General features: G+C 61.1%; 36 protein-coding genes. 4 read left to right on the top strand and 32 right to left on the bottom strand.

All coding sequences use genetic code 11. The features are described 5' to 3' along the window. Positions 1-148 precede the first annotated feature (148 nt). The 17 genes from ACE3QM_RS00660 to ACE3QM_RS00580 form a co-directional block, all read right to left on the bottom strand. Positions 149-526 (bottom strand): hypothetical protein, encoded by a 378-nt coding sequence (locus ACE3QM_RS00660; RefSeq protein WP_374419484.1) that lies wholly within the window; start codon positions 524-526, stop codon positions 149-151. A gap of 5 nt (positions 527-531) precedes the next feature. Next, positions 532-1,056, bottom strand: coding sequence for an N-acetylmuramoyl-L-alanine amidase (locus ACE3QM_RS00655; protein ID WP_374419483.1), 525 nt, complete (start codon positions 1,054-1,056; stop codon positions 532-534). Positions 1,057-1,127: 71 nt separating this feature from the next. Further along, on the bottom strand, positions 1,128-1,436 hold the full coding sequence (locus tag ACE3QM_RS00650) for a phage holin family protein (protein WP_374419481.1): 309 nt from the start codon (positions 1,434-1,436) through the stop codon (positions 1,128-1,130). Further along, positions 1,420-1,827: a putative holin gene (locus tag ACE3QM_RS00645; RefSeq protein WP_374419479.1), complete on the bottom strand. Its 408-nt coding sequence runs from the start codon at positions 1,825-1,827 to the stop codon at positions 1,420-1,422. The genes ACE3QM_RS00650 and ACE3QM_RS00645 overlap by 17 nt, the downstream gene beginning before the upstream one ends. A gap of 42 nt (positions 1,828-1,869) precedes the next feature. Beyond that, positions 1,870-2,220, bottom strand: a complete 351-nt coding sequence (locus ACE3QM_RS00640) for a hypothetical protein (RefSeq protein WP_374419477.1) — start codon at positions 2,218-2,220, stop codon at positions 1,870-1,872. Positions 2,221-2,227: 7 nt separating this feature from the next. Further along, on the bottom strand, positions 2,228-2,680 hold the full coding sequence (locus ACE3QM_RS00635) for a hypothetical protein (protein WP_374419475.1): 453 nt from the start codon (positions 2,678-2,680) through the stop codon (positions 2,228-2,230). Beyond that, on the bottom strand, positions 2,673-2,891 hold the full coding sequence (locus tag ACE3QM_RS00630; RefSeq protein ID WP_374419473.1) for a hypothetical protein: 219 nt from the start codon (positions 2,889-2,891) through the stop codon (positions 2,673-2,675). Before ACE3QM_RS00630 ends, ACE3QM_RS00635 begins: the two co-directional genes overlap by 8 nt. Continuing rightward, complete coding sequence (locus ACE3QM_RS00625) at positions 2,888-3,256, bottom strand: hypothetical protein (protein WP_374419471.1); 369 nt, start codon at positions 3,254-3,256, stop codon at positions 2,888-2,890. Before ACE3QM_RS00625 ends, ACE3QM_RS00630 begins: the two co-directional genes overlap by 4 nt. Then, entirely contained in the window at positions 3,256-7,536 is a 4,281-nt protein-coding gene (locus tag ACE3QM_RS00620) for a host specificity protein J (protein WP_374419470.1), read from the bottom strand. Before ACE3QM_RS00620 ends, ACE3QM_RS00625 begins: the two co-directional genes overlap by 1 nt. 29 nt (positions 7,537-7,565) lie before the next feature. After that, the gene (locus tag ACE3QM_RS00615; RefSeq protein WP_374419469.1) at positions 7,566-7,943 is read right to left on the bottom strand and encodes a hypothetical protein; all 378 of its coding nucleotides are present in this window, start codon (positions 7,941-7,943) and stop codon (positions 7,566-7,568) included. Continuing rightward, on the bottom strand, positions 7,943-8,419 hold the full coding sequence (locus ACE3QM_RS00610) for a DUF1833 family protein (protein ID WP_374419467.1): 477 nt from the start codon (positions 8,417-8,419) through the stop codon (positions 7,943-7,945). Before ACE3QM_RS00610 ends, ACE3QM_RS00615 begins: the two co-directional genes overlap by 1 nt. Before the next feature lie 70 nt (positions 8,420-8,489). After that, on the bottom strand, positions 8,490-9,122 hold the full coding sequence (locus ACE3QM_RS00605; RefSeq protein WP_374419465.1) for a hypothetical protein: 633 nt from the start codon (positions 9,120-9,122) through the stop codon (positions 8,490-8,492). Positions 9,123-9,235: 113 nt separating this feature from the next. After that, positions 9,236-9,601, bottom strand: a complete 366-nt coding sequence (locus tag ACE3QM_RS00600; protein ID WP_374419464.1) for a hypothetical protein — start codon at positions 9,599-9,601, stop codon at positions 9,236-9,238. A 71-nt stretch (positions 9,602-9,672) separates the two neighbouring features. Then, entirely contained in the window at positions 9,673-13,011 is a 3,339-nt protein-coding gene (locus tag ACE3QM_RS00595; RefSeq protein ID WP_374419462.1) for a phage tail tape measure C-terminal domain-containing protein, read from the bottom strand. A gap of 226 nt (positions 13,012-13,237) precedes the next feature. Beyond that, positions 13,238-14,050, bottom strand: coding sequence for a hypothetical protein (locus ACE3QM_RS00590; RefSeq protein WP_374419460.1), 813 nt, complete (start codon positions 14,048-14,050; stop codon positions 13,238-13,240). Positions 14,051-14,261: 211 nt separating this feature from the next. Next, positions 14,262-14,990 carry a phage antirepressor KilAC domain-containing protein gene (locus ACE3QM_RS00585; protein ID WP_374419458.1) on the bottom strand — a complete coding sequence of 243 codons (729 nt, stop codon included), beginning with the start codon at positions 14,988-14,990 and terminating at the stop codon, positions 14,262-14,264. Continuing rightward, the gene (locus tag ACE3QM_RS00580) at positions 14,981-15,301 is read right to left on the bottom strand and encodes a hypothetical protein (protein WP_374419456.1); all 321 of its coding nucleotides are present in this window, start codon (positions 15,299-15,301) and stop codon (positions 14,981-14,983) included. Before ACE3QM_RS00580 ends, ACE3QM_RS00585 begins: the two co-directional genes overlap by 10 nt. 396 nt (positions 15,302-15,697) lie before the next feature. On the opposite strand from ACE3QM_RS00580, the gene ACE3QM_RS00575 reads away from it, so the two are divergent. Further along, positions 15,698-16,045 carry an Arc family DNA-binding protein gene (locus ACE3QM_RS00575; protein WP_374419454.1) on the top strand — a complete coding sequence of 116 codons (348 nt, stop codon included), beginning with the start codon at positions 15,698-15,700 and terminating at the stop codon, positions 16,043-16,045. Between the two features lie 243 nt (positions 16,046-16,288). On the opposite strand, the gene ACE3QM_RS00570 is transcribed toward ACE3QM_RS00575, so the two are convergent. Beyond that, a complete protein-coding gene (locus ACE3QM_RS00570; RefSeq protein ID WP_374419452.1) occupies positions 16,289-16,543 on the bottom strand; it encodes a Txe/YoeB family addiction module toxin in 255 nt (84 codons plus the stop codon). 12 nt (positions 16,544-16,555) lie between these two features. Here ACE3QM_RS00570 and ACE3QM_RS00565 point away from each other — a divergent pair, with 12 nt between their 5' ends. After that, positions 16,556-17,095 carry a GNAT family N-acetyltransferase gene (locus ACE3QM_RS00565; protein ID WP_374419451.1) on the top strand — a complete coding sequence of 180 codons (540 nt, stop codon included), beginning with the start codon at positions 16,556-16,558 and terminating at the stop codon, positions 17,093-17,095. Between the two features lie 2 nt (positions 17,096-17,097). Here the strand turns inward: ACE3QM_RS00565 and ACE3QM_RS00560 are convergent, their stop codons facing one another. Further along, on the bottom strand, positions 17,098-17,424 hold the full coding sequence (locus tag ACE3QM_RS00560; RefSeq protein ID WP_374419449.1) for a hypothetical protein: 327 nt from the start codon (positions 17,422-17,424) through the stop codon (positions 17,098-17,100). 29 nt (positions 17,425-17,453) lie between these two features. On the opposite strand from ACE3QM_RS00560, the gene ACE3QM_RS00555 reads away from it, so the two are divergent. After that, complete coding sequence (locus ACE3QM_RS00555) at positions 17,454-17,750, top strand: type II toxin-antitoxin system RelE/ParE family toxin (protein WP_374419447.1); 297 nt, start codon at positions 17,454-17,456, stop codon at positions 17,748-17,750. A gap of 3 nt (positions 17,751-17,753) precedes the next feature. Next, a complete protein-coding gene (locus ACE3QM_RS00550) occupies positions 17,754-18,044 on the top strand; it encodes an addiction module antidote protein (protein ID WP_374419445.1) in 291 nt (96 codons plus the stop codon). Between the two features lie 89 nt (positions 18,045-18,133). On the opposite strand, the gene ACE3QM_RS00545 is transcribed toward ACE3QM_RS00550, so the two are convergent. From ACE3QM_RS00545 to ACE3QM_RS00485, 13 genes are all read right to left on the bottom strand, one after another. Beyond that, positions 18,134-18,313: a hypothetical protein gene (locus tag ACE3QM_RS00545; RefSeq protein WP_374419443.1), complete on the bottom strand. Its 180-nt coding sequence runs from the start codon at positions 18,311-18,313 to the stop codon at positions 18,134-18,136. A 146-nt stretch (positions 18,314-18,459) separates the two neighbouring features. Further along, the gene (locus tag ACE3QM_RS00540; protein WP_374419441.1) at positions 18,460-18,960 is read right to left on the bottom strand and encodes a hypothetical protein; all 501 of its coding nucleotides are present in this window, start codon (positions 18,958-18,960) and stop codon (positions 18,460-18,462) included. Further along, positions 18,927-19,364, bottom strand: coding sequence for a phage tail tube protein (locus tag ACE3QM_RS00535; protein ID WP_374419439.1), 438 nt, complete (start codon positions 19,362-19,364; stop codon positions 18,927-18,929). Before ACE3QM_RS00535 ends, ACE3QM_RS00540 begins: the two co-directional genes overlap by 34 nt. A 61-nt stretch (positions 19,365-19,425) precedes the next feature. Then, positions 19,426-19,803: a phage tail terminator-like protein gene (locus ACE3QM_RS00530; RefSeq protein WP_374419437.1), complete on the bottom strand. Its 378-nt coding sequence runs from the start codon at positions 19,801-19,803 to the stop codon at positions 19,426-19,428. A 2-nt stretch (positions 19,804-19,805) separates the two neighbouring features. Continuing rightward, entirely contained in the window at positions 19,806-20,192 is a 387-nt protein-coding gene (locus ACE3QM_RS00525; protein WP_374419435.1) for a hypothetical protein, read from the bottom strand. Between the two features lie 2 nt (positions 20,193-20,194). Next, positions 20,195-20,584 carry a hypothetical protein gene (locus ACE3QM_RS00520; protein ID WP_374419433.1) on the bottom strand — a complete coding sequence of 130 codons (390 nt, stop codon included), beginning with the start codon at positions 20,582-20,584 and terminating at the stop codon, positions 20,195-20,197. Between the two features lies 1 nt (position 20,585). Further along, positions 20,586-21,056, bottom strand: a complete 471-nt coding sequence (locus ACE3QM_RS00515) for a DnaT-like ssDNA-binding protein (protein WP_374419431.1) — start codon at positions 21,054-21,056, stop codon at positions 20,586-20,588. Positions 21,057-21,060: 4 nt separating this feature from the next. Continuing rightward, positions 21,061-21,306 carry a hypothetical protein gene (locus ACE3QM_RS00510; RefSeq protein WP_374419429.1) on the bottom strand — a complete coding sequence of 82 codons (246 nt, stop codon included), beginning with the start codon at positions 21,304-21,306 and terminating at the stop codon, positions 21,061-21,063. A gap of 59 nt (positions 21,307-21,365) precedes the next feature. Further along, positions 21,366-22,310, bottom strand: a complete 945-nt coding sequence (locus ACE3QM_RS00505; protein ID WP_374419428.1) for a major capsid protein — start codon at positions 22,308-22,310, stop codon at positions 21,366-21,368. Positions 22,311-22,374: 64 nt separating this feature from the next. Beyond that, a complete protein-coding gene (locus tag ACE3QM_RS00500) occupies positions 22,375-23,157 on the bottom strand; it encodes a hypothetical protein (RefSeq protein ID WP_374419425.1) in 783 nt (260 codons plus the stop codon). Between the two features lie 99 nt (positions 23,158-23,256). Continuing rightward, positions 23,257-23,610 (bottom strand): hypothetical protein, encoded by a 354-nt coding sequence (locus tag ACE3QM_RS00495; RefSeq protein ID WP_374419424.1) that lies wholly within the window; start codon positions 23,608-23,610, stop codon positions 23,257-23,259. Then, entirely contained in the window at positions 23,607-24,623 is a 1,017-nt protein-coding gene (locus ACE3QM_RS00490; RefSeq protein WP_374419422.1) for a minor capsid protein, read from the bottom strand. The genes ACE3QM_RS00495 and ACE3QM_RS00490 overlap by 4 nt, the downstream gene beginning before the upstream one ends. Then, positions 24,620-25,954: a DUF4055 domain-containing protein gene (locus ACE3QM_RS00485; protein WP_374419420.1), complete on the bottom strand. Its 1,335-nt coding sequence runs from the start codon at positions 25,952-25,954 to the stop codon at positions 24,620-24,622. Before ACE3QM_RS00485 ends, ACE3QM_RS00490 begins: the two co-directional genes overlap by 4 nt. Between the last annotated feature and the right edge of the window lie 25 nt (positions 25,955-25,979).

The raw sequence follows: 25,979 nt of genomic DNA, 5'->3' as shown, positions 1-25,979 counted from the left end.
GAATCTCCATGAGAGCCCGCCGCCCGGCGGGCTCCTTCATTATCGCGCTTTGAGCACTGCTGCTCGTTCAACCACACACTGCCCATACTGCCGTGACAACTCGATATAGCGAATCGCGAGATCATCCCAACTGCTGGTGAGCGGCGGATTAATCTGCGGCGCCGGCGAGCTCAGATTGTGCGGCAGCGATGGCCGCGTTGGCATCGTTGACGCCGGCCTGGAGCTGGCGCAACCGCTCAGGATCAATCCGGCAATCAGCGGGAAGAGGCACAAGCTTCTCATGTGTTCGGTACTCCACGATTCGGGTTTCGGTACTGCCCTTCAACTTCGCTATCCTTTCCTCCACCAGCGCGCCCAGGCCCTGCAGCCGCTGGCTCTCGGCGACGAAGTCATCCAGCGAGCGCCTGGCCGCGCTCAACTCGTGCTGCGCCTGCTGGCGCTCCAGCTGGTCGCCTCGGCTGTCCCAGCCCAGCCACCAGGCCGCCGCCAACGCGATCAGCAGCCCAAGCCATTTCCAGGTTTGCATTCGCCTCACCTCCCCACTTGCATCGCGGCCGCCACCGCCTTGGCCACCAGCCACTTTTGCGCCTGATACGCGGCCAGCTCTTGCGGATTGGTGATGAAAAACAGCTCGACGATGATGCCGCCGGCGTTGACGAAGGCCAGCTTGCCCCTGGCGCTCAGACTTTGGTCTATCCAGCCGCGGCTGCCGCGCAGCGGGCCGCCGAGCACGCCGGCCACCGCGGCGCTGATGCGCTGGCTGGCTTCGCGCAATGCCGGCAGGGAAATCGACTCCACGCCCTTGGCGACAGGCGTCGACGCCGCATTGCAATGAAACTCCACCGCGAGATCCACTCCGCTGCCGGCGAGTTTCACCGCGGTCGACAGCGGCTGATTGTCCTGGCCGACACCGTCGGTCACGACCTGGTGGCCGGCGGCCCTCAGATAGTGAGCCACCATATTGCGGAAGTCGGTCACGATCGCGGCTTCGGTCTGGCCATTCGCAACGGCGCCGGGATCGGCATTGCTGTGGCCCGCGGAAACGAGAACTTTCATGTACACCTCCCTAAAAAAACTAACCCCCGCGTTGTAGCGCGGGGGCGATGGCGTTGACGGCATGAAACCGTTCACTGTGGATGGTGCGGCGCTCCGGCCCTGGGCGGCGCGCGCAAAAGGTCGCACACATTGCCGCGCGCGCTGAACACCGCGAGGCACAGCACGATGTTGAGCAGGCATTCGGAGAAATCGATGGCGCGGTACTGGCCCAGCGCAATGCGAATCGCAACGCTACCGCTCGCCACGATCATCAAATAGGCCAACAGCGAGGCCCAGCGTTTGTAGCGCGCGCCCTGGCGGCGGTAACTCAGCAGCCGCAGGCACGTTGCGCCGCACATCGCGCCATTGAGCAACGTCAGCACCTCAGTCAGCGCCGCCATCGCGTTTGCCCTCCCCCTTAAGCCTCTGCCACTGCCGCAGCGGATTGCCGGATAGCAGCATGGCGAACTGCAGCAATTTGACGCCGACCGCCGCCGCGACATAAGCGCCGACCGTCGCCGGCACCGCCAAGGACACGCCGGCAAAGCGCTGCAGCAGCCAAGTCATCAGTTCGCTGCTGGCGCTGGCCGCGGCCAGGCCTAAGCCGGTCGCCGGCAATAGGTAGGCCAGCCGGGTGCCCAGGCCGAGATCGCGCTCGCCCAGCACGAAGATGACGGCGCCGGCGAAGCTGGCGTAGAACACCCCGCTCTCCAAATACGGCAACAGGCCGGCGAGCCCAAACGCGGCCGCCGTGGCGGTCACGCCGGTGGCGCCGGATACAGGTTCAGACATATTCCCTCCCCCCAAGGCGAAGGGCCGGTTTCCCGGCCCTCCTCAACCCCAATAGAAATGCAGCGTCCGCCGCTGCCCGCCCCAGCCTTGATGCATGACCTTGGTGCTTGCGCTGCCGCTGGACTCCCCCGCCTGCACGCCGGCGCGGTCGTCGAGCGCGAAACAGACGCAGCGGCCACTCGCCGCCGGCCGCCCTGGGCTCAGCGCATGAACCAGCGGCGCGCAGAGCGCCCCGCTGACGTTGGCAGAGGCCTCGCCGCTCAGCAACAGCGCCGCGGCCGGGCTGGGCGGCGCGCCGGTCGCGGCTTTGGGCGTTGCGCTATCGACCTCGGTCAGCGTGATGCTGGCCAAAGCGGTGCTATCCGCCGATTTGACCAGGCAGTAACTGGTCAAATCGTCGTCACCGCAACTCGGCGACCGCGCTTTCCAGCGCATCGATGCGCGCGCGCTCCACCGCCAGCGCGGCGGCGGCCTCGGCTTGCACCTCCATGATCGCGGCGTTGGCGCGGGCAATCAGCGCCTCGACTTCGGCCAGTTTCGCCACCGCCGCCGCGGACACCTCGGCGGCTTGTTCGGCACTGGCGGCCGCCGCCTTGGCGCTGGCGGCCAGCAAGGCAGAATCCCCGACGATGTCCGCCGCTTTTTGGATCGCGGCCAGGCCGTCCCGCATCGTGTTCCGTATGCCGGTCCAGGTGATCACCGCCCTGGCCTCGCCCAACTCGTCGATCAAGGTCGCCATCGCCTCTTCGCTCAACAACACGTCGCGCATGCCGCCGACCGTCATCAGCCATCGCTGCTGCATGCGCACCAGGTCGCCGGCGATGCGGGTCCAGATCTCGGGGGTGTCAGTCATTCACGGCCTCCAAAGCAGAAGCCCCGCTGTCGCGGGGCTTCGGGTAGGTGGTTTTGACATGCTGGATGCGCGTCAGCATTTGCCGCGCGTCCGGCGGCAAGCTCGGCAGCGCCGCCAGCGCCTTCCAGATCGCATCCAGCTGCTCGCCGACATCGGGATAGTCGGCCTGCCTCCGTAAACGGTAAGGGTCGGTATGGCTAATTCGCGTCACGCCGTCACCTCCAGTTGAATGTCCGCGTCCTGAAACGGCCAAGCCACGAAGCGTAGTGTGTAAATGCCTGGCTGTGGCAAATCCAGCTCAAGCTCGCCATTTTCGACAGGGTAGGAACGGCCATTGATCCACACCTCGCAGGGTTGCGGCAGCTCATAAAAGCGCATGCCGTCGCGGCGGATCGCCATGATCGGCCGTTCCCTGATCACGCCCGCCTTGACGTACTGCAACGCTGGGGAGATGGAACCCGTTGCGAAAACATAATTAGGATTGATCTGATGCAAAAACGAATGGGGTGACAACTCACCCCATGACACGATCCGCCCTTGCTCATCCGCCTCGGCATAGGGCACATTGTAATTCATCACCTCATCACCCCCAGTATGTGAAGAAATTCCAGCCAGATGATATTCCCTCCCGGCACTAAATTAACCGAGTGCGTGCCCGCACTGACCGGGTGGATCAAACAAAAAGAATCACCATGCATGCCCCAAATCAAATCGGCGCCATTCACCTGAAACCTCAGCGTCGAATTAAAGCCGGGCGCATTGATCCTAAAGGTCATCACCAGGGTCGCGGGATAAGGCGTGTAAAACGTGCCGGACTTAATAGCATTCCACCGCTGTATCCAGCTAATGCTGCCCGAGCCTATCTTCAGCGTGCCAACGGTTAAATCCTTGATGTAACTGCCATGCAAGCCGCCCGCGTCCAAAATGACATTGCCGGCGCCGTCCCGCACCGCGAGGCCGCGGGTGTCGATCTGCCCGGCGCTGAGCTGGCCTTGAATCTTGTGCGCGCCCATGCCGTTGAAATCCACCACCACATTGCCGGCCGCATCCTTGATCGTCAGCCGGCGGCTGTCGATCTTGTTGGCCTCAACGGAGTTCGCCAGCAGCCGATCACCAGACAGGGTGCCGCGCAGGATCAGATCGCCGTCAATGCCCACCAATGGCTGACCATTCACGCTGCCGGCGGTGAACACCTGTCGGCTGCCGCTGCCATCCGGCAGCGACACCGCGAATTTGTCGGCCAGAAAGTCGACTCTTGCGCCGTCTTTATCGGCGCGCAGCCCCATGCCGGCGATTTTGCCGCCGGCGCTGAGCTTGAGCACCTTCTCCGCCTGCATGCCATCGATGACCTGGCTGCTGTCCTGGATCGCCGCGGTGTGGCCGTTGACCGTGACTTGCAGCGATTGGACCGAGCGCGCCACCGCGCCGACCTCGGTGGCTCTGACCTCCCTTTCCGCTTGAATCGCCGACGCGTTGGCGCCGACGGTGGTCCCCAAGGCTTCCAGGCTTTTTGCCGTGGCGCCCTCACCGCTAAGCCTGGCCTCGACCTCACGCCGCAGCGCCGCTTCGTTCTCGCCCAGCTTGGCCCCCAACACCTCGTCCGCCCGCGCCAGCGCCTCGTCGGCGCTCGCCCGCGCTTGCTCCTCGCGCTTCAACGCGGCGGCGCTAGCGTCATGGCTGGCGCGCAATAGCTTGAGATCCGAGGCCAGCGCCTCGCGCGCGCTGGCCGTGGCCTTCTTCTCCTGCAGAAAATCGGCGCGGCTGTCGTCAAAGGCGGCGGCCAGGCGCAGGCGCTCCGAAGCCTCGCTCGACAGGTCGGTGTTCAAGGTTTTGATTTCACGCCGCGCTATCGCGAAATTGCGGGCATGCGCGGCATCGCGATCCTCCTGCGTCAGCATCAGCTCATACGCCGCTTGCAAGGCCGAGTTCGCCGAGTCCGCGATCTGCGGCAGCTTGCCCAGCGGCTTTTGCAGCGCATCGCTCAATTGGCCGCCGCCAATGCTGCCCTGCAACTGCTCCAGCAGCTTGGCCGGGTTCTTCTCGGTGCTGGCCCGGGCCTTGACCGACACGGAACGATTCCCCCAGCCATCCAGCAGCAGCAACTCATAGTCCACCGTCACGCCCACCGACAGGCCAAGATGCGTCCAGCGATCAGTCGGAAACGGCAAGGCGGTCAAGCGCGCCTTGGGCCCGTCGCCGATCTGGCCGTACACCTCCACGCCGGCGATGTCCACCGCCGACGGATAACGCCACGCCAGCTCGATCAGCATCAGATCGCCGCGGGCCTGGAAGGACAAGGGCGCCGGCGGCGGCTCGCCAGAGGCGGTCACCGTCAGTTGGGCGAATGCCGGGCTGGAGATGCCGCCATCGGCAAACCAGGGCGCCACCGAGGCCTCGTAGTCGCCAGCTTCGACATCGGCCACCAACTGGGTCTCGCCGGTCAGCGCCTCATTCCAAGCGCCCTCCGCGCGGCGCCAGCGGAAGCGATACTGTGTCGCCCCACGCACCGGCGGCCAGCTGGCTTGCAGCGTCGGCACCCGCTGCTGCCGGGCATTGACGCGGCTGGACTCGCTCAAGCGTAGATAGCCGATCAGCGGCGGGCGGTTGGGCCGCGGCGGCAGATACGCGAAGTCGCCCCGCTCCGCCGCGTAGTACTCCGGTAGATAGTCGCAGGCCGTGAACTGGATATCGCCATTGTCCAGCGGCTTGGCGTCGAGGATTTTGACCTTGCGGCCGGGATGGGTCGCCGGATCATAGAACCACAGCCAGTCCAGCGCCACCGCGTCGGGCGACTCGTCCGGCACCGGCAGCGGGCCGTCCGCATCCGCGGCCGGGATCCCATCGCGTAGCAGCAAGCGCGAGGACTCGCCGCCGCCGCCCCTGATCCGGTAGGTCGAGTAGCGGCCATCGGGAAAACGGACGCCAATATAGGCGTTGGCGCCCAGCGGCACTTTACGGTCCAGTTGCAGCGCCTGACGGCCGCCGCCCAGCAAGCGCCCGGAAAATGACCAACTGGCCATGTCATGGGACAGCAACACCACGTCGCCCTTGCCCGCCACCATGCCCTCGATATCGGTTTCCCAACTGATGCGGCGGCGATGCAAGGCCTGCGACGCCGCCAGCAGCCGCGCTTCGCGCCCGGCCATGTCCGCATCGGTGCAGCCGATGAAATCCAGCGTGGCCGGATTCGCCGGATCCGCCACCCCTTGCACCACGACCCTGACGCTGTCGGGCGTCCAGTTCTTGTCCTGATTCACGAAATTGACGATGATCTCGTCGGCCAACTTGCCGGACAGATAGTGGACGCGGAAACTCTTGGCCTTGATATTGGCCGGGCCGAACACCGCCACCACCGGCAGTTCGTCGGCGTCCCACACCACGCCGTAGCGGCCCGACTGCCAAGTCATTTGCCCGCGGCCGCAGCGCGCGATCCTTTCCGCCACCTCCTTGATCGGCATCGCCCGGTCCAGCACGCAGCCGAAGCTCAGGCGCTTGGCCTCGCACCACACGGCAAAGTGCTTGATGCTGTCGATATCGATGCGCTGATCCGGCAGGCCGCCGCCAAACAGCCGGCGGCCGCTCGCCGCCCGGCGTCCCCGCAACCACCACAGCAGCCACCAGGCCGGGTTCGCCGTCGCGCGCGCGCGCCAGGCGCCATCCTCCCACACCGGGATCTCCGAACTGGCCACCGCCGACAGCTCGTCTATCGTGCCATTGAGCTGATTGCTGGCCTTGATGCGCAGCCCCAGCCGTCGTTGCCCGCTATAGTCGGCGCCATCGTATTGATGGCTGCGCAACTGCGCCAAGGCGAATTGGTTCTTGGCCCGGCTCGAATCCAGGTCCGGGCTGAGCTTGCGCACCCGCACCGCGTATTGGCCGCGCGCCACCGCTTGGGACAGCGATAGCCTGGCCAGATTGATCCCGCGCCCCGCCAGGTGGTGAGTGCGGTTGCCGAAATTCCGCCATGCCCCGTCCGGGAACGCGCGGTACTCGACGAGAAACTCGATGGAGCGGCTTTCAATGCCGCCATCGTCCTTGGCGACATAGGCCAAGCCCTGAACGTCGAGGCCGATGGCGATGGTGTCCAGGCTGGTCGTGCGCTCCACCCAGCCATCCGCAACCTTGATTTCGCGTCCCTGCTCGGTATCGACATTGCCGAACGCCAGCGGCAGCGCGCCATCCGGCCCCGCCTCGAACACCGTGACCTCCTGATACTGGCTGAGCGGCGTCTCACCCAGCTTGAAGTCCGCTAGTTTCAACTCGGGCTGCAGGCCGAAATGGAAGGACTGGTACAGGAACTGCTCGGTCCCCTCAAACACCGTATAAGGCTTGCCGGCCAGGTCCGGCACGATGCGATGCCGGCCCATCACCAGCGACATCGGCTCGAACGGCCGCAGGCGATTGCGGGCGCCGGCCAGCGCGTAGCTGGGCGACTGCTCGGCGCCGCGGCCGAAAGCGCCCAATTGAGGCTTGGGCAGCGGCAGCAGCGTGTTGATCAATAATGAGCCGCCGACCATGATGCCGATGGCCAGACCGCCGCTCATCGCGGTCCAGGTTCCAGTCATGGCATAGCCCGCCAGGTACGGCGCGGTGAAGGCCAGCGCCAGCAAGGCGACCGAGCGCAATACCTTGCCGCCGCCGCCGCGCAGCACGGCCCGGATCAGCACGATGTCGTTTTGCTTCAAGCGGTACTGGCGCCAGGCCTCCGGCGCCAACGCCCGGCCATTCACGAACACCGCCTGAGCCCGGGCGTCGACCACGATGCCCGCGCGCCGGCAATAGCCGCCCAGGGTCTCGTTGCGGCGAAACGCCGCTTGCACCAGTTGCCGCCCATCCAGCAACAGCGGGTGCGGCAAAAACGCTAGCCTGACGGCGTTCGGTATTGTCATGTCCATTGGTAAAACCCTTCCACCTGATACCCGGCCAGCGCGCGCAGCCGCTGGCGCACCACCGCGCCAAAGCCTTCGTCCGCGTGCAGCACCCACCACTCCCCGGCGATCCAACACATCACGCCGACGTGTTGCAGCCGGCCGCGCGCCAGCAACAGCACCGGGTGGCCATCCAGCGGCGCCGCGACTGGCCGCGCAAGCCTGTCCTTGTGGCGCGCGATCAGCGCGTTGCGTCCAAACGGCGTGCGCGGATGCGAACCCGGCAGCCTGACCACCAGGCCCAGCACCTCGCTGGCGACCCGCTCGGCCAATACCGCGCAATTCAAGCCGTCGGCCACGTACTCCAGGCCCACATAAGGATCGGACCAATGCATCAGAACACCCCCGGCGCGGTCTCCGGGCGGTAGTGCAAGGCCACCGCCGGCTGGTTCAGGAAGTCCACATAGCCGAGCGTCGCCGTGATCTGCAATGGGGTCATCGACACATTGGAGATATCCAGCGTGATGTCGTACTCCAGCACCTGGGGCTGGCTGCGCAGCACCTGGATGACTCGACACTGAGACCCCATGCCGCCCTGCGACACATCGATCCACTGCGTCAGCTCCCGGCCGACGTTGTCGAGCGCCAACTGCGCCTGCGGCACCTGGCCCTCGGACTCTTCCGGCAACTGGAAAGAAAAAGGGCATGCCACGAAGACATGCCCTTCCACCGTGATCGGCGCCGAATCGTTGACCACCCGCGCCGGCTCGGCCAGATCCTGATGGCTGATTTCCAACAGCATCAACAGCGGCTCCGCCGCGCTGGTGGCATTGATGTTTTCGCGCGCGGCTTGAGACACGGCTCGCGCCATAGCCCCTCCCCTCAGAAAGCAAAAAACCCGCACGATGGCGGGTTGGTTGAACTACAAATTTTGGTGAGAACTAATGAGCAGTTGTACCTGAGGCAATGCTATTCAACACATTGGCGTCCGCCAGCCCGGGACTCATCGCGCAGTCGGCCGCCATCTTGATTGACCGAAACACAGATTCCTCATAAAAGCTGTCGCTTGCATTATGAGACACCGTACCTGAACTACTCACAATGCCGCTGGCACCAGAGGCATAGCTTTTATTGACAGCAATCATCCGATTCGCGTTCAAGGCAGAGGAAAACGACTGCTCCATCGAAGTCTGGAGGCCATTCGTCGCCCCGGAAAGCCCCGACCATGCATTCTTGGCGCTGCCTTGCGCTATCGGCGTGACCACGGCGCCGGCCAGCGTCCCTACCGTGCCAACCCAAAACTTATATTCGCTGCTGTGCTTTCCTCCACTCTCATAGTAGTTTTGAACTTCACGGCAAAACTTACTGGCAGCAAGGAAGGCTTGCATAGCGTCATTCAAATTACAGCGGTAGGCTTCTCCGCTTGCGCCAGAAGCGCCCTTTGCAAGTTTGGGCGGTGTACAGGGTTGAGTCGTTTCCCATGGCCACTGGGCGGTACGATTAAAGGAAAGACTCTCACAACCAACGATGAACACCGCGGCGCTGCTGATGAGCCAAAAAGGATGAAGTGCCATTGCCAAGTCCCTTTTATGTACTTGTTAGGATATTCTTAGCAAATGAAAACTTTCATTGGATTGGCATTTTACCTGTCCTGAATGACAGTACAGAAACGCCGCAGCAAACCTTCTCACAAACTAAATTTAAAGGATTCGATTTTTGCTGCCGCCCGCCAAAGCCCGGCCAAATCAGGAGTCCAGCGCAAATTGCCGGCGACGAAACGCGCCTTTCTCTGAGCCCGACTGATGGGATCCGTGTAGAGAAACCAGCCCGAACCACCCGCCAGCGCGTCTCCGAACCAGACTTCAAAATCCAGCTTGGCCTGACGCCCCTCGATCAATAGCGTCACATCCAGTTGAGTGACCGGAGCACTCCACCGCGGCCGCTGCTTGGCGATGGGGCCTTCCATCTCCGAGCGCAGCACGCCATAGTCTGGGGTTTCGCCATATCCCGCCAGCAGTAGACGCACGTATCGAGGCAGCCTGGGCAGCGCCATAACACCTCCATGTCAGCATAAAAAAAGCCCACCATTTCGGTGAGCCCACCAGAGTGGTCAAGCGTTCTGCGCTACTTCCCAACAATCGCCTTGATCCCCTGCGACACCGGCCCCCCGCGCCGTAGATCCGTCAGCACGATGTCCACCACCATCTGCCGGCCATCAAACCGCGGCTGGCTTGCCGAAGCGCTCACCGGCTGGCTGGACTGGTTGATCACGTTCAAGGCCAGATTGACCTCGGTGCCGGCGCCCTGCGCCTTGACTCCCAAGCGGCCGGCGCCGTCCCGCGCCAGCGGCATGATCGCCTCCGGCCCCGCCTCGCCAAACAACGCCATCGGCGCCAGCGTGGGACTCGACGCCACCGAGTTGGCGAAGGCCCCGCCGCTGGCGAAGGCGCGCACCACCTGGCCGTTGTAGAAGAGATTGCCCTTGGCGCTGCCGATCACCGACGGGCCGAACAAGCCGCTCGGCAGCCAGTCCAGGCTGAAGCCTCCCTGCACCATGCTCAAGGTCGCCTGCTGCACCTGGATCCGGATGATCTGCTCGATCACCGAGTTGGCGAAGTCCTGCCAGCCCAGTTTGCCGCTCATGAAGAACTTGGTCAGCGTGTCCGTCATGCTCGTGGTGGCGGTCTCAAACGCCCGCTGCCCCTGCGCGGCCTGGTTACCCACGTTCTCGGCGTATTGGGCCAAGGCCTGATTCCAGCCGGTCGTAAACTCGCGCGCCTTGGCCCTGCTCTCGTCGTAGGCGGTGATCAGCTCGGCGTACTCGCCCGGCAAAGTTGCAACAACCTCCCTCTCTTTGTCCAGGAAGTAGAGGTAGCGCTCCTTGGCTTCCTGCGACATGAACATCGTCGCGTTGTAGCGCTCCAGTTCCTCCTTGGCCTCCGCTAGCGCTTTGCGCGCGCTGGCCATGTTCTCGATATCAACCAGCCCCTGCCGTGCTTCAATCCGTTGATCGAACCGCCAGATTCGTTCGTTTCGACTCCTAAGTTCATCCGGATCGGTTGGTACTGGCTGCTTGATCAAAGCCTCGCGTTCGGCTTTGACTTCAAGCAGCTTCTTCTCCGCGTCAGTCAAGCGATGAACGCGCAGGCCCAAGGTGTCCAGCCGCTGGATATAGGTTTCAGTCGCGCGGATGCCCGAAGTGGTTTCCGCCAGGTCCGTGTACAGCACTTCCAGCCCCTTGGTGGACTTCTCCAGGCGGATCTTCTCCTTGATCAGCGCGATCTCCCGATCCAGCAGGAGGATAGACTGTGCCCGCTGGCCCTGCCCCTTGGCCGGGCCGTCTTCGCCGCTTGCCAGGCGCTGCCGCTGGGCAAGCAATCGATTGAGCTGCTTCTCTCCTTCGGTCAGCTTTTGAGCGGCATCGCCAAGCTGAGTGAGGCTATCGTGATATGCGCGCAAGCTGGTGATGTCGGCGCGGATATTGGCAAGTCGCTCGCCGCCCCCTCCTGGGCCTCGCCCACCGTTGCCCCCACGCAGAGCGCTATTGAGCTTTTCATTGGCCTGGGCAAGCAATTTGGCGGCTTCCTCTTGCGAGATCACCCCTTCCGCCGCGGCTTTCTCAATCTCCCGAATATCCGCGCGGATCTTCTCCGCGGCCGGCGTGTAACTGCCTTTTAGCTGTGCGATTCTGCTGAGGGAGGTCTCTCCGGTTGCCGCGTTCTTCTGCTCATCCTCAAGCGCTTTGATTTTTGCCTTGGCTGCCGCAACGCCAGCAACAAGCTCTTCCCTGGCGCCCGCCTTCATTTTTGACACAGCGGCTGAGTCACTCAGCAAACGGAGATTGTCGCGAATAAACTTCTTCTGGTCCTCGATTCGGATGTCAAATGTCGCCCCCTTCAAGCCCTCCGCCATCGATCGGGGCATGGCAATGCCATATACCTTTTCGGCTGCTAATAAATTGTCTCGGTAAGCATCACTCCTGACTTTTATTGCATTCAGCTCGTCTCGGCTCAAGGGGACCGTATAGTAGGCCGTCCCATCAAAAATCTTCTTTGTCCCCTTTCTCAGCTCTTCATCCGCCTCCGCCATCCCTTTTTTTGCCAAGGCAATTTCTGTTTGCAGTGTCGCCAGTGGCGCCTTTGCACCTTCGCTCATTGCCGCGGCTATTCGGCGCGCCGCATTTTCACTAATTGCCGCCGCGTCACCGGCCGCTTCGGCGATCTTGTCCCAGTTGTATGCAACCACCGCCGCCGCGGCGATAAACACCCCAAAAGGCCCACCAACCGCAGCCAGGGCCGCACTGGCGCCCCGAGCCGCAATCCCCGCCATGGTCGCCGCCCGCGCATAATTGCTTGTCGCCACCGTCAAGGCATTTGTGGCGACCGTGTTACGTGCTTTTGCTGCGGACAGCGCAGTTTGCGAGCCCCCTAAAACCGCGCTGGCCTGCGCGCTGCGCAGGGCGGCGGCGGCATTGACCGCCTCGGCCCTGGCGCTTTCCAAAGCCGCCGCGGCGGTGACGCGCGCGGCAACGCCTTGCTTGCTTGTGTCAGCGACCAATTGACCCAGCGCGCCTGAAGTCTTGCTAATGGCCAGCAGCGTCGCGCCGCCCAGCGCCCAGGTCAGGGTCTTTCCAACGGTTTCGCTGTTTTCCGACAAAAACTTCAGGGCATCCGTCGCCTTCGTCACGCCACGAGTGAACGGCTCCATAAACGCCTGACCCGCGGAGGCTTTCAAATCATCGATGTAGCGCTTCATCGAGTTAAGCTGCTTGCCGGCTTCCCCCATCGACGCCTCATAGGCGCCCGCGATCATCTTGCCCTTCTCCATCACCTCATTGATCCGGGCCTGGATCTTCTCCGTTTCAGACAAAGCGTCAGCCGTTTTGCCCAACTGCGCGGCAAGCTTCCGGTAACCCGCCTCAAAGTTCACGTTGATCCCGATGGTTCTGAGGATCTCGGTTTGAGCGGATTGAATGCCGTAGACCAGGCGGGTATAGGACTCGGATGAGTTCAGATTGCCGATCACCGCCGCATCCTGGGCGATTCTCGCGAGCTGAGTGGACTGCGACAAATCAACATTGGCTTGAATCATGCGAGCGATGTTCTGCCGGGACTCCAGCGCGGAAATCCCCGTCTGGCGCAACGCGGACTCGGTCTGCTGCAGTTGAACGGTGGAATACCCCGCATTCTTGCCCACGGTGTTCATGACCACGCCCAAGGTGTTGTAATGCGCGGCCATCAAGGTCACTTCCTTGGAGAACTCAAGCAGCTTCATGCCGGAGTACGCCGCGGCAAAGGACTTAATCACACTAGTGGCGCGCGAAAAAGACGCATCAATATTGCTGGCCATCCTGGCTAAGCTATTTTCTGTCGCGGAGCCGATGCGGGTGAGATCGCTTAATGCTCGGGAGCCGTGTTCAATGTCTCTTGCATCTGATCTGATAACTAGAGTGGCAACATCCATTGCAAGGCTCCAATAAAAAAGCCTCATCACACGATGAGGCATCAATATCACATCAAAACCAGCCTATTGAAATCACGCCAACACTAAATCCGCCGATCCATCTTTATTTGGAAAAAATATTTGCGCTACAACCCCATGAAACTGCTACCTCCAACACTTAGTTACGTCCAGATGAAATAAAAGCCTCGCGTCTGCGAAGCTAATTAAAAAACCAAACAACACAGGTTTAATTACTTAATGGCACACATCCATGGAAGACATCATCAAAGTACGAGCCCTCCTGCGCCAAACTCTCACTCTCAAATCTACTAATAAACCAGTCCACTTCCTGCTTGAATCTGGCATCATTCAAATAACTGTTAATGTTGAAATCCGCACTCACATAATTGACGTTAAACTGCAAGCTCACTGGCTCCATTGATCCGCAAGAAGACAGGATGCCCAATTGACTTCGGTCAACTGTGGCCGAATAGAAATGAATGCTTGGCTTATAGAGATCGCCAGAAAAGCTATGTGTGGAGTATGCAAATATGACCCTGGAGCTTCCTTTCCATTGGACACTCCTTTGGATGTTTGATCCGCAATAACGCAAAAAACGACTAAATGCCTCTAGCTCATTGGTAGTAACGCCGCCATTAAACTCGATAACCGCTTTTGCAACATCCACCCCTCTAACCACCTTGTTCACTACACGGTTGTTGCTTCGAGCATTATCAAAGAATGAACTCATCACCGGAGTGAATGCTTCACGCCACAGCGCGAAATCATATTTGGCGGAAGCCCCGGCTCTCGCCTCAGCTTGTCTATTAACAGTCCCGCTCACCAGCCCAACAAACCTATTCAATAGATTGCGTCCCACTTCAACGCTACCTTTCAGCTGGCTTGGCGCTTCATTAAACTGATAGTTCTGATATTGAACAGAACCATCTTCTGCAAAAGATGGAACTATCGGCAAGACTTGATTGCTAGCCCTTTCGTTTTCTGCATAAAAGCCATGAGACAACGTGGCAATAGGCACTTCATTAGCTTCACCTGACATTTACCCCTCCCTCATTCATTTGGTCGAAAAATCACTCATTCAATCCTAGTGCGCGCCAACATCGCCGCACCTGACAAAAAGCATAAAAACAGCAGCCTCGCTCGTAACCATGGAGATAAAACATTAAAACCCCGCGTTTGCGGGGTTTTAAGATTAATGGTCAAACTAAATTAATTAGTATGGTTTGTAATGTTACATGCATAGACCAAGGTCAGGCAACAGCTCCTGCCGCGATCAATTCGGCCAGCCTAGCCAGCCCCTTGGGGGTGATCAGCAACTGAGACGAGGATTCAACGTCCCCGCTCTTGTGGTAGATGGTCACTGGCCGGTGAACGACCAAGCCCTGCTGCTCCTTGACCGTGTATCCCACCGGCCGGTTATTGCTCTGGCGCCGGTAGGCCCAACCAATGCGGATCAGGTAGGCGGTGAATTTGCCAGGCGGCACGCCCAGCGCCTTCGCCGCATCCGTCAGGCACAGCTCGCCCTCCGAGAGCGCGAGCCGCTCTTGGGCCGCGACTTTCGGCGCTTGCTCGGCCACCTGGTTCGCCAACGTCACATTCTGCTGCTCGACGATCTGCCGCTGCTCGAACTGCTCCGCCCAGGCGCGCGCCGCGGCCGCGGGATTGGAAAAGTCAGGGAGGGCCGGCGCTACCGCCAACTCTTCCAACTCCATCCACCTCTTGATGATGCGGTTGCGCAACCTGACGTTGTAGCCTGCGATCAGCGTCAAAGTGAGGTCTTTGGGGAGGCAAATCGAGGCCGTGTATCCACGCATATCCTTAGTCTCTTGGACATGGCTCAAATCTGAGCCATCCCCCAGTTCATCCAACATAATGCGGATATCGCGGATTACGTTTTTGTGCTCCTTCTCGCACAGCTCCGCAATCTCCCGACTAGACATGGTCAGCGGCTGCCCGGCGTTCAAATTCATCAGTTCCATACCCAACCCCCTGCATGCTGCATCATCGACTCAACTTCTTCGCGAAATACATCCGCTTCGTTATGCAATGCCGCCGCCACGCCATGCCCATGGTCGGCGAGAGAAACCACCGTCGAATCCTGGGACAGCCGGGAAATCGCGGACAGGATCCCGCGTAAAGTCTCCGCATGCTCCATGGACACCGCCGCGCAAATCAGCCCTTGATTGGCCAGGACATGCGTAGTCTTCCTGGCAAGCTTCATGTCGACTGCATCAGCGCCATCGCCCGCCTCAAAGCATTGACTATCAAGGGGTTCGGTGTTAGTTTTCATAATGAATTCTCCTCCGATTTTGATGATCTAGGGATTTCAACCGATGCCTCAGAAGGTGCTACTTCTGGGGCATCAATCATTTGTAAGGTCATCTTGACAGACCGAGGTATCCACCTCCAAGTGACCATCATGCTGCTTTTTCATTTCCTCCTCCTCTCGCTGCATTTCCTTCAACACGAGATCAAGCAAAACCGAATTTGCACTACGATATTGGTTTGCCGCTCGGCTCTTAACCCATTTCTCCGCATTCTCGGGGAAGCGAATCTGACTCCTCCAGACATATCCTGCTCAGCTGTCATCACCCCCTTCATGTTTGACACTGTTTTGGTGTCGTGACTCCATGCTAGTGTGGCACTATAATGGTGTCAACAATTTTTGACACGAAAATGGTGCCGCATGTCAGATGATGGATACACGAGGATCACCCTCCGCATCCCGACCCCGCTTGATGAAAAACTGAACGTGGCCGCTCGCGTCACCAGCAAATCTAAAAATGCAGAAATCATTCAGCGGCTTGAGCAGTCTTTCCTGGACGATGACGAAGCATCCCGCGCCAAAATCCTTGCTCCACTACAAATGATCGTGCCCCCCGCCGACTACAAGCCACTTATCCGCCTACTTGCGGCCGAACTCTCCGATGCGCTCAATGAGCGTGTATTTCTGGGTAGATCTCCATCCAAGCAACGAGACTCCATAGAAGAAGAAACACCGCCCGAAGCTCAGCCTCCTTCCAAGAATTCTTAGTGTATCAACTCCTCTGAACCGACTTCCCATCGAATATCGGGGTCTTTTTAGGCTATAAACACGAGTTTTCTTAAATTTTCGAAAAAAAAGCCCGCCTAAACACCTGGCGGGCTTTTTCACTGAAACCTGATCAGAAATTGCTTACGCGTCTCTTCCGGCCTTGAGGCCTTGCTGAGCACGAGACCATCCTTAGAGCATTTTCACAAAAATGAAACTGTCCTTTAGTTCAGAAAAATCAGTTGTTTAGTAGTGATAGCGGCACTGCAAGATGGTCAGCGCATCACTCTGGACCGCGTAGACCAGACGATGCTCGTCATCGATACGGCGCGACCAGAAGCCGGCAAACTGATGCTTCAGCGGCTCCGGCTTGCCTATCCCTTCAAACGGGTTGCGCTGGATGTCCTTGATCAGGGCGTTGATGCGCTTGAGGGTGGGCTTGCTGTTCTGCTGCCAACAGAGGTAGTCCTCCCACGCGCTGTCATCAAACTTGATCTGCATCACTCCATACGCATGTATGCCGATGGCAAATTGCACTATCATAATACTTCGCTTAGTTCAACCAACTTCCTCATTCAGATGCACATACTAAATATCGCCCTCCGCCTCCTAAAATTATTGCGTCCTAAGGAACGCCCAATTTCGCTGAATCTTTTAAAAATTGGGCCGCCACTCTGGATGGGGACAAACAAAAAATCATTCGTGCTTACAATTTCACATCCCCACCAGGGGTTTCGTATTGGCACTGTAGTTGCTGATTTTTGCAACGAAACCAAAGCTTGCTACATCAGAGACATCACTGTCGATAAAAACTATCAAAAACAAGGCATTGCTTTAAGGTTATTAGATAGTGCACTGAAATTATCTGGTTGCAGCCAGTTGGTGCCTGTAGATATTGACGAAGTCGGGCTACCATTCTGGTGCCATCTTGCTTTAGCTAAAAAAATACCCATCCGCTTAGGGTTGAAACACGTAGAGATTCAGTTCATTCGCCATTGCACAGAGCCACTTTTCCCAGTTTCCCCCGAGCATGAGAGCGACACTGCCCCATAAGCTCAATCCATGCGGCAGAGACTAATACTATTGATTCTCTCTACTTTCTCCCCCAGCATCTTCATCAGCACCCTCGACCGCGCCTCATCATCCTGCATCTGCTCAGCCAGCAATGCGCCATCGCCCATGGCCTGGATCTCTAGGTAATCGAGGTCCAGCGGCTTGAGCAGCATCACCTCCCCGCCGCGGGGCTGGCGCGAGAGAAGCCTCTCCCCTGCGGCAATGTCACCGTAGCTCAGCGGCTGCGGGCCATGCCCGGAAGACTGGCGGACGGCGGAGTCAGCTTGCCAAACCTTCTCGCCACATGAGTCACGCACAACTCTTGTCATTTTGTATCCGATCGGATACAGTTTGAGTCATGAACACCTTTCTGACGACCGCAGAATTCGATGCCTGGCTGAGCAAGCTTCGTGACCCGATTGCTAAAGCCCGCATTGCCATTCGAATCCGCTCGGCCGAACTAGGAAATTTTGGCGACTGCGAGCCAGTTGGCGACGGCGTCTCAGAAATGCGAATCCATACCGGCGCCGGTTACCGGGTGTATTACACGCGGCGCGGCCAGGTGGTCTATCTATTGTTATGTGGTGGAAACAAGTCGAGCCAGCAGCGCGACATCAAACACGCCAAAACCTTGCTCAAGAATCTGCCGGAGTAAACCATGGAATCGAACCTGCGGCCGTTTGACGCGGCCAACTATCTGGATAGTGAAGAAACCATTGCCGAGTACCTCAGCGCCGCGCTAGAAGACCCCAATCCGGATGTTTTTCTCGCCGCGGTACGCGATGTGGCGCGCGTGCGTGGCATGGCGCAACTGGCCAAAAATTGCGGGATGGGGCGTGAAAGCCTGTACAAAGCGCTGTCTCCCGGCGCAAAACCTCGCTACGACACCGTCCTCAAGCTGATGCGTGGGCTAGGGGTCAAGTTGCACGCCAGTCCTGTCGAGTCCTGATGCCGCGCGCGGCCTAAGCCGCAAGGAAGTCGTAAAACACCGCCCGCACCGTGATTGTGATCATTGCACGGCAGCCTCGCCCTGGCCGCTCAGGCGCTGAGCATTTTCATCAGCGCCCGCGACCGTGCCTCATCATCCTCCAGCACGCCCCGCATGAATTCGCCCTCGTCCAGCGCCTGTAGCGACAGGTAGGCCACATCCAGGCGCCGCAGCAAGGCGTACTCCCACGCCCGTGGCCGGCGCCGGGTGACGCGCGCCCAGGCCTCCATCTCCGCATAAGCCAACGCCTGCGGACCGCCATCCGAATACTGCCGCGCCGCCGATAGCTCACAAAACCACGCCCACAGATAAGCCGCCTCATTGGGCAGTGCTAGCTGGTTGACGTGGCCTTGTTGGCGCAGCGAACCGCCCTGCTTCAGCCGCTTGTCGAGTCGGAACTCCTGGTCTGCGTAGGCGCTGACGGCGGCGCAGGCGGCGGCAGGAATTTTCCCAGGTCGGCGCTCTCGCTGATCACGGCATCGCGGATCCAGGCCGCCTTGCTGTACAGCCGCTGAGCGTTCTGAGGCGTGAACGCGAAAGGCGCGCCGTTTTCCGTCAGCCCGGACCAGCTTGCGGTGCGCGCGATGGCGACGCTGACGATCAGCTGTTCACGTTCCACATAGCTCAAGGGCTCCGCCCGCTCCCGGCCGGCGGCATGGGCCGCGGCCAGCCTGGCCACATCGTCATCGTGCAGTTTGCGTTGCAGCTGCTGGGCCTGTTCCGACTCGGCGGAATAGACCTCGATCCTGACCTTGGTGTCTTGGCCGGTCACATAGTGCTTGAGCGTGAATTCGTGGGTTTTCTCGCCCACCACCAGCAAATCGTCATTGATGTCCATCGTGCTTAGGCCCCCTTCTTCGCCGCCGGCTTCTGCCATTCCACCTTGCCGGTAATGCTCAGAGCGGCCGAGCTCTTGATCACCGCGTCGACGCCGCCCTTGAGGTCGAAGGACATCACCAGCGCGGCAAACAGTCCGACCCAGCCGTTCGGCAGGACCAATTTGAAACGCCTCGGCTCCGTGTCGGACTGCGCCTCGTCCAGCAGGGTCTGGCCGGGGTCGGTATACACCCGGTTCACTTCGATCTGGAAACCGCCATTGTCGGTGAGTCCCTTCCTTTTCTCCTTCGCATCACTATCCAACGTGGTCACGTCGATTTCGGAAGCCTTGCCGTCAAAGCCGCTATAGGACTGGATTTCCTTGATCGGCACAAACTCCGGTGCGGCGCCGCTGGACTCGATGTAGAACTGGGTTTTCTGGGCGGAAATGGCATTGGAAGTCATTGCTGGGTCCTCAAAATGGCACACCCGCCGATGAGCGGGACCGTGTCGATCAATGCCGGCATCAGATCGTCGAATAGCGAATCGTGACCGGCACAATGAAATGGGTGTCAGAGGGCAGGCCCGGCGAGCGATACGGCGTCATGCTGATCCTGACCGGACCGATCACCTCGTCGGCGGCGAACAGCTGGCGCAGCTCATCGGCCAGGGCCTCCGCCTGTTGCGGGCCGGCGCCGCTGGGGGTGCAGATCGACACCTGGAACACGCCGTGCTCACGAAAGCCGCTGTCGAGATCCATGTTCACCGGCTCGGCCGGCATCAGGAACACCTTCAGGTAAACGCTGGCTGGCGGATTAAACACCAAAGCCTCCCAGGCCACCGGCAGCCCCTTGGCCTCGGCCCAGGCCAGCAGGCGCGACTCCAGCGCGCGGCGGATCGCCATGCTCACCTCCCATATCGCGCGACGGTCTCGGCCAGGGCCAGGCGCGCCATGCCGGCCGGCGCCTTGGTGTGCGACCAGCCGTCGAATTCGATGCGGTAGGCGTAGGGCAGATTCGTCATCAACGTCATCACCCCGCCATGGGCAAACACGCCAGGCCTCAGCGCCGCCACCACCCGCCCCAAGGCCTGGCTACCGGTCTTGTCCATGCCGTCTTGCGGACCAGGCGTCGGCGTCACCCCCACGCCCCAGGAGCCGCGCAGCCGGCCAGTGTCCACCGGGGTTTTCAGGATCACCCCGCGGAACAGGTGCAGGGTGATTTCACGGCACTGGGCGTCCAGCGACTTCTTGGCGCCATCGGCGAAGCGCTCGAGATCAACGGCGAAAGACATGACTAGCTCCTGAGCTGCAGCGTGTGCATGACGATCACGCCGCCAGGCTCCGGCTGAATGGTTTTGATGTTGATCACCCGCCAGACCACCTCCGGCTGATCCGGCTTGGGCCGGACCACCAGCAGATGGCCAGGCGCCGGCGTCGCCTCGCATACCGCGAACAAGGCCTTCTTGTCCCCGACCTGGATCGTGGAGCCCGGGGCAAAAGCGAGTCCCGAAGCCACGAACCCGAAGTCGGCGAACACCGCGTAGGAGCCGAAGTCCTGCCAGCGGCTGACCATGCCCTTGCCTGGCACATAGCGTTCGCCGAGGTTGACGCGCAGCAGCACCGGGCCGCCGTCCTCCCTGATCTGCCGGCTCGCGTCGTCGCGCTCTTGCGTATAGTCGGCCATCTCACCCCCGGATCAGCTTGATATGGCCGGCCGCGGCCAAGTAGGGCTTCAACATCGCGTTGACCAACGGGAAGCGCGCGGCCGCGGTTCGATTGATGATGGGCTGCGCGTATTCGGTCACCAGCGACTCCGTTTGCTTGCGCGTCACCATGCCGCGCTCGACCCTGGCCAAGGACTCGGCCAGGTCGTCCACCAAGGCCAGCTCCATCTGCGCGGCGATCACTCGCGCCGGCACGCCGACCGCGCTGCGCGGAAACGCCAACCGCTGCTGCGGTGTCACCGGCTTGCCGGCGAACTGCCACATGCTGGAGAGGTAGAGCGCCGCGTAGCGCAAGCGCCGTTCCTTCTGCGCCGTGCTCAAACCGCTCCACGCCCCATTGCCGTGCTCCAGGTGGTAGCCGTCCGCCGCGGCCAGGGTGACCAGGCTGTCGGCATCGGCCCGGCCGCTGCCATCCTCGACGATTAAGGTCATCTCCTCAGGCCTCAGGCCTGCCCGCGCCGGCCGCGGCAAGACGCCTTCCCCGCTGCGCCTTCGCGGCGGGCGTCGCCTCCAGCACCTCCACCGGGACCTCCAAGGCCTGGTAGGCGGCGACGATCTCGGGCCAGTCCCCCTCCACCAACACGCTGGCCACCCCTTTTTCCGGTCCCTGAAAGTAACGCGGGTGGCGATACACGCCGTCCGCGTCAAATCCCTCGGTCCTGCTTGTGTAGATCAGATTCACCTTGTCCTCCTGACACCGAACGGGCGGTCGCCGCCGCGCAGCAGATCGTAAGCAGGTTCTTACTGCTCGTGGCTCAGATTGATCACCACGCCGGCGGTGGATTTATTGCTGGTGGCGTGCTTCTGCCAGCTGGCGCTGGAAGCCACCGTGGCGAGATTGGGGTTGGCGCCGGCGGTTTCCTTCCAGCTGTAACCCATCACGTCCATATTGAACACGCCCTCCGCCCGGAAGCCGATTTCCAGGTTCTCGCCGTCATTGATCGGATAGGAGCGGAAGCCCGGCAACTGGGATTCGTTGATGTTGATGGCGCCGCGCTGCAGGCCGAACAGCACCTCCTGCGGCGATTGGTCGGTGACCAGCACCGGCTTGCCCAAGGTGCCGGGCGCGCCGCCATAGATCACCAGGCCGGCCTCTTCGTAGACCTTCTCCGCAATCGCCTGATCGACGATGTCGAAGTAGATGCTGGAGTCCATCACCCACAGCGCGATGCGGTTGAAACGGTCGCCGAATTTGCGCAAACCCTTGGTCAGCGTCTTTTTGCCGTCGACGGCGATATTGGCCTTGGCCACCATCTCCTTGTTGCCGCCGATGGCGGCCTGCAGCGCCGCGGTGGCATAGCGGATGTAACCGGTCAGCACCGCGTCGGCGTAATCCTGGCCCAGCAGCACCGAAAACTCCTCCGGCTCGCGGCTGCGGCGCTTGAACGCCTCTTCGGAGGTCGAGTACGGGCCATACTTGAAAGGCACTTTCACGCCGACCATCTCGCTGGCGCCGATCTTCTTGGGACCGACGCGCCCCTCGGAATTGACGTCGCGGTGTTCGATGCTGCCGCCGATCTTGTAAAACGCCCGCTTGCGGAAGTCGCCGACGATGTGCTCATTCGACAGGTCGAACGCGCCGTTGGACGCGCCGTTGAACACCTCCAGCACATCCTGCATCCGCTCCAGATAGGCGGTTTGCGCCAGGTCGTCGTAAATCACCATGTCTTTATTGGTCGTGGTCATGCCTAGGTCTCCAAAATAAAAAACGCCCGGCTAGGGCGCGTATAACGGTCGCGAACGCTCTGGCTTACTGCGGCAACTTGAGATAGGCCTGCTGGCCGTACTTGGCGATGAATTCCCGCATCTGCGCAGCGCTCATCTCCGAACGTTTCACCCCCGCGCCGAGGGCGCCGCCGGCCGAACCCGAGCCGCCCTTCGCCGGAAAAAACCACGGCGCCTTGTCCTTCAGCTCGGCGAACCAGGAATCCACGGTCAGCGGCTTGCCCTTGCTGTCCAGCGAGCCATCCTTGGCGACGAGGTCGCCGCGCTCATCCAGCTTGAACACGTCCATCGCCCGCCGCATGATGTCTTCCGACGCCTCGTCGATCGCGCCATAGCGCTTGGCGGTGGTGGCCACTTCGCCGCGGAACTCCTTGCGCTCCGCGCGCGCCAATTGCTCATCTCGCCGCGTGATCTCCTTCTTCAGCTCCTCCAGCTCCTTGTCGTGCGACTCCTGCATGCGCGCGGTCCGCATCTCCAGCACCGTGTCCAGGTCGCCCTTGGCGATCAGCGCGGCCTCCTTGTCGTTGGCGAACTTCTGCAGGATGTTGCGCACCGCGTCCGGGTCGATGCCGTCGAAACGCGCCAGCTGCTCGGCCTGGGTCTTGAGCGAGCCCTGCAACTCGCTGTTCTCGGCGCGCAGGCCGGCCAGCTCTTTTTCCAATGCCGCCAATTCAACGCTCGGCTTGCCCTCCTCGCCGCCAGACCCTGCGCCGCCACCGCCCTCCGTTCCGCCGGCCCCAGCGCCGCCGCCCTCGCCGCCGGCCGGCGCGCGCAGATAAAATTTGATCGCTTGATTTCGATATTTCACGCTGTGATTCCTTCCGGGTTGCATGGGCTGCGCCCAAATAAAAAGCCCCGGCAGGCACCGGGGCGGAATAGGCCGAAGCCCGCTTTCGCGGGCGTTTCATCACGACGGGTAAGGCTTTGCTTGCAACAGCTGGCTGACGATGGCGCCGTTTTTCCAGCGATCCGCCATCTCCATGATGGCGAACCGGTACTGGGCGCCGGCCTGCTCGGCGGCGCCCCAGAACAGAGGCACGATGTCCGTCTCCGGCACCCCGTGGTCCAGGCAGTAGTAAGCCAGCCGCGCATACTCCAGCTTGCTGAGATGCAACCGCTCGGCAAAGGCCTTCACATCGTGGTACAGCGCCGCATGCTCAAGCTCAAGCTGCAAGTGCGCCAGTTCGCCGTCGCGCCATTGACTGCCAAGCCGCGCTTCCGACGCTAGCCACTCGGCCTCGGTCATCTTGTTCAGATTCATCGCCGGACCCTCTCCGCCTTGCGCGCCAGTTCGTCCAGGGGCAGGCGGTTGCCCCGCTGGTCCAATAAATCGATCAAGGTCAGCTTCTTGTCCAGGTAGAGCTGGGCCCTGCCCTTGCCCAACATCCGGTCCAGATAGTCGCGATCCTTGCGCTGCAGGAAGGCGTCGAATGAGAGATCGGCCGCCACATAGCCTTCGTCGCTGGAGCGTCCGCCGCCCAGCGCCTCGCCATCGCTCTTCAGCCAGGGCATCAACACCGTGCGGCAATTCCAATGCAGCGGTGGTTTCCGAAACGGCAGAGCATGCCCAACCGGCCTACCCTCCATATCCCAGCGCAGCAGATTGCGCGCGGCGCATTCAATCGTGGTGCGGCTGTCCAGCGTGGCCAGCGCCACATAGCCTTGCACGATATCGCGATTGGCCTGATACAGCCCGCTCATCGCCTCATTCGCCACCGACTGGACTGCAGTTCGTACCAAGGCCATCGCATCACGCTGCGCAATCTCGAACAGATCTCGCATCGAGCGCGCGATCTGATCGTTGCTCGCCCCGTTGACGATTCCGCTGCGAATGATGCCGGCGCCGCGGAACTGCATGCTGCTTTCCTGACGCGACCACCAGTCTTCGATCAAGCTGCCCTGGATCAGCTTGCCGCGCGCCAGCGCCTCCAGCATATCGGGGCCGGGCAAACCAGCAAACGAAATCCCCAGCGCCGGCGCCAATACCTCGACGCCCCACTGCGCCTGTATCGTCACCAGCGCGGCCAGCTGATCATCCATCCAGGCGCCGATATCGCCATAGCCCTGGCCAAGCGTCGCCTTGATCTGGGCCAGCAGCCGTCGCGCGCGCCGCGACTGGAAGTCGGTCAAGCGGTCAAATTGCACCCCGCCGATCAAGGCCTCGACTTCCAGCCCCAGCTGGCGCAGCATCTTGGCGACTTGCTCCCGCGCACTGGCGTCATAGCGCAAGAGCTCAAGCTGACGCTCGGTCGCGGTATCGAACAAGGTGATCATAGCGTCGGCGCATCGGTTTCAATGCGGGCCTGTTCATCCTCCCAAGACTTCTCGTCCAGAGCGGGAATCAGGGTCTGGCAGATTTCGAAGGCGGACTGCTTGCTGAGCAAGCCTTGCGTCTGCATCTCCAGCACCTCCTTCACCGCCACCTTGCTGGCCGACATCAAATCCTTCAGCTCGACACCGAGCTGCACGCTGCCGCCCTCCTGCACGTCGGACCAGTCGGCAATCAACTGCAGCACCTGGTCCAGCGCATCCTCCAAGGCCTCGCCCATCGCCGCCAGCCGGGAAATCATCTTGGCCTGCTCTTCGCCGGCCTGACGGTCCGACATCGACAGCACCGATTGGGTAGTCAGCTTGGCGCCGGCGGTGTTCATCTGCTCCTCCAGCGCGGTCAAGGCGTTCTGGCCGACCGTCACCGACTCGGCGCTGCCTTGCACCACGCCGATACTGCCGCCCTTGGGCAAGGGAATCAGCCCGTCGGCGCTGGCCTTGATGCTCAGCGACTCATCCTCCACCCCCGAGACGTAGGCCATCCTCACCCGCGCGAACTGCACCGACCTATCCTGATCGCTTTGTTCGCGCCAATGCTTCACATTCAGGTGCGCCAGCTCCAGCAAGGCCGGCGCGCCGCACATGAAGCGGGTGCGCTCGCTGTAAACCGGCACCACCGGAATCCTGGCGACGCCCATGGCGAACGATGCCACCCGCTGCCAGCCCGTTTTGCCGCCTTGATTGCGGTAAATGGAGCACTTGCCCGGCTCCAGTACTTTGATCTGCTCTTCCTCGCGCTCCCCAAACGCCCCATCGTTGACGATCACTTTTTCCAAGAAGCGGAACTGGGTCAGCTGTTTACCCTGTTCGCGCCAGCCCAGCACCGCGGTGCGCGGAATCAACACGCAATAAGGCCGGACGCCCCCGCTCCGCGCGTCCGCCAACGTCGCGCCCTCCGCGATCCGCTGCTGATCGACCAGAACATAGGCCACGCCGCGATGAAAAGCCTGATGGAAGGCCTCATGCGCGAATGTGTGCAAGTTGCGCTTTTCGCGATCGACATCGGCGAGCAAGGCCGGCGGCAGTGTGCTTTCCACCCGCAACGGCTTGGCGAATACCCGCCCCACCATCTGGTCCACCGTTTCGGTGTAAGCCGGCAACAAGGTCGATGCCTGCAGGCGTCGCTGAAAATCTTCGTCCTCCTCCAAGGGAAACGGCGGCAACAAGGCCTTGCCGGCGCCGCGCATGCCGCTGGTGCCGCCGATCAAGGCGTCAATCATCGCGTCATGCTCGGCCATGGTCTTGACGGCTTGGCTTTTTTTGCTCGGGTCGGACATCGCTCGCTGTCGCTCCTGCCAGGAA

Source organism: Chromobacterium sp. (assembly GCF_041912965.1).
Lineage (GTDB): Bacteria > Pseudomonadota > Gammaproteobacteria > Burkholderiales > Chromobacteriaceae > Chromobacterium > Chromobacterium aquaticum.
This window is presented reverse-complemented; position numbering and strand designations above follow the sequence as displayed.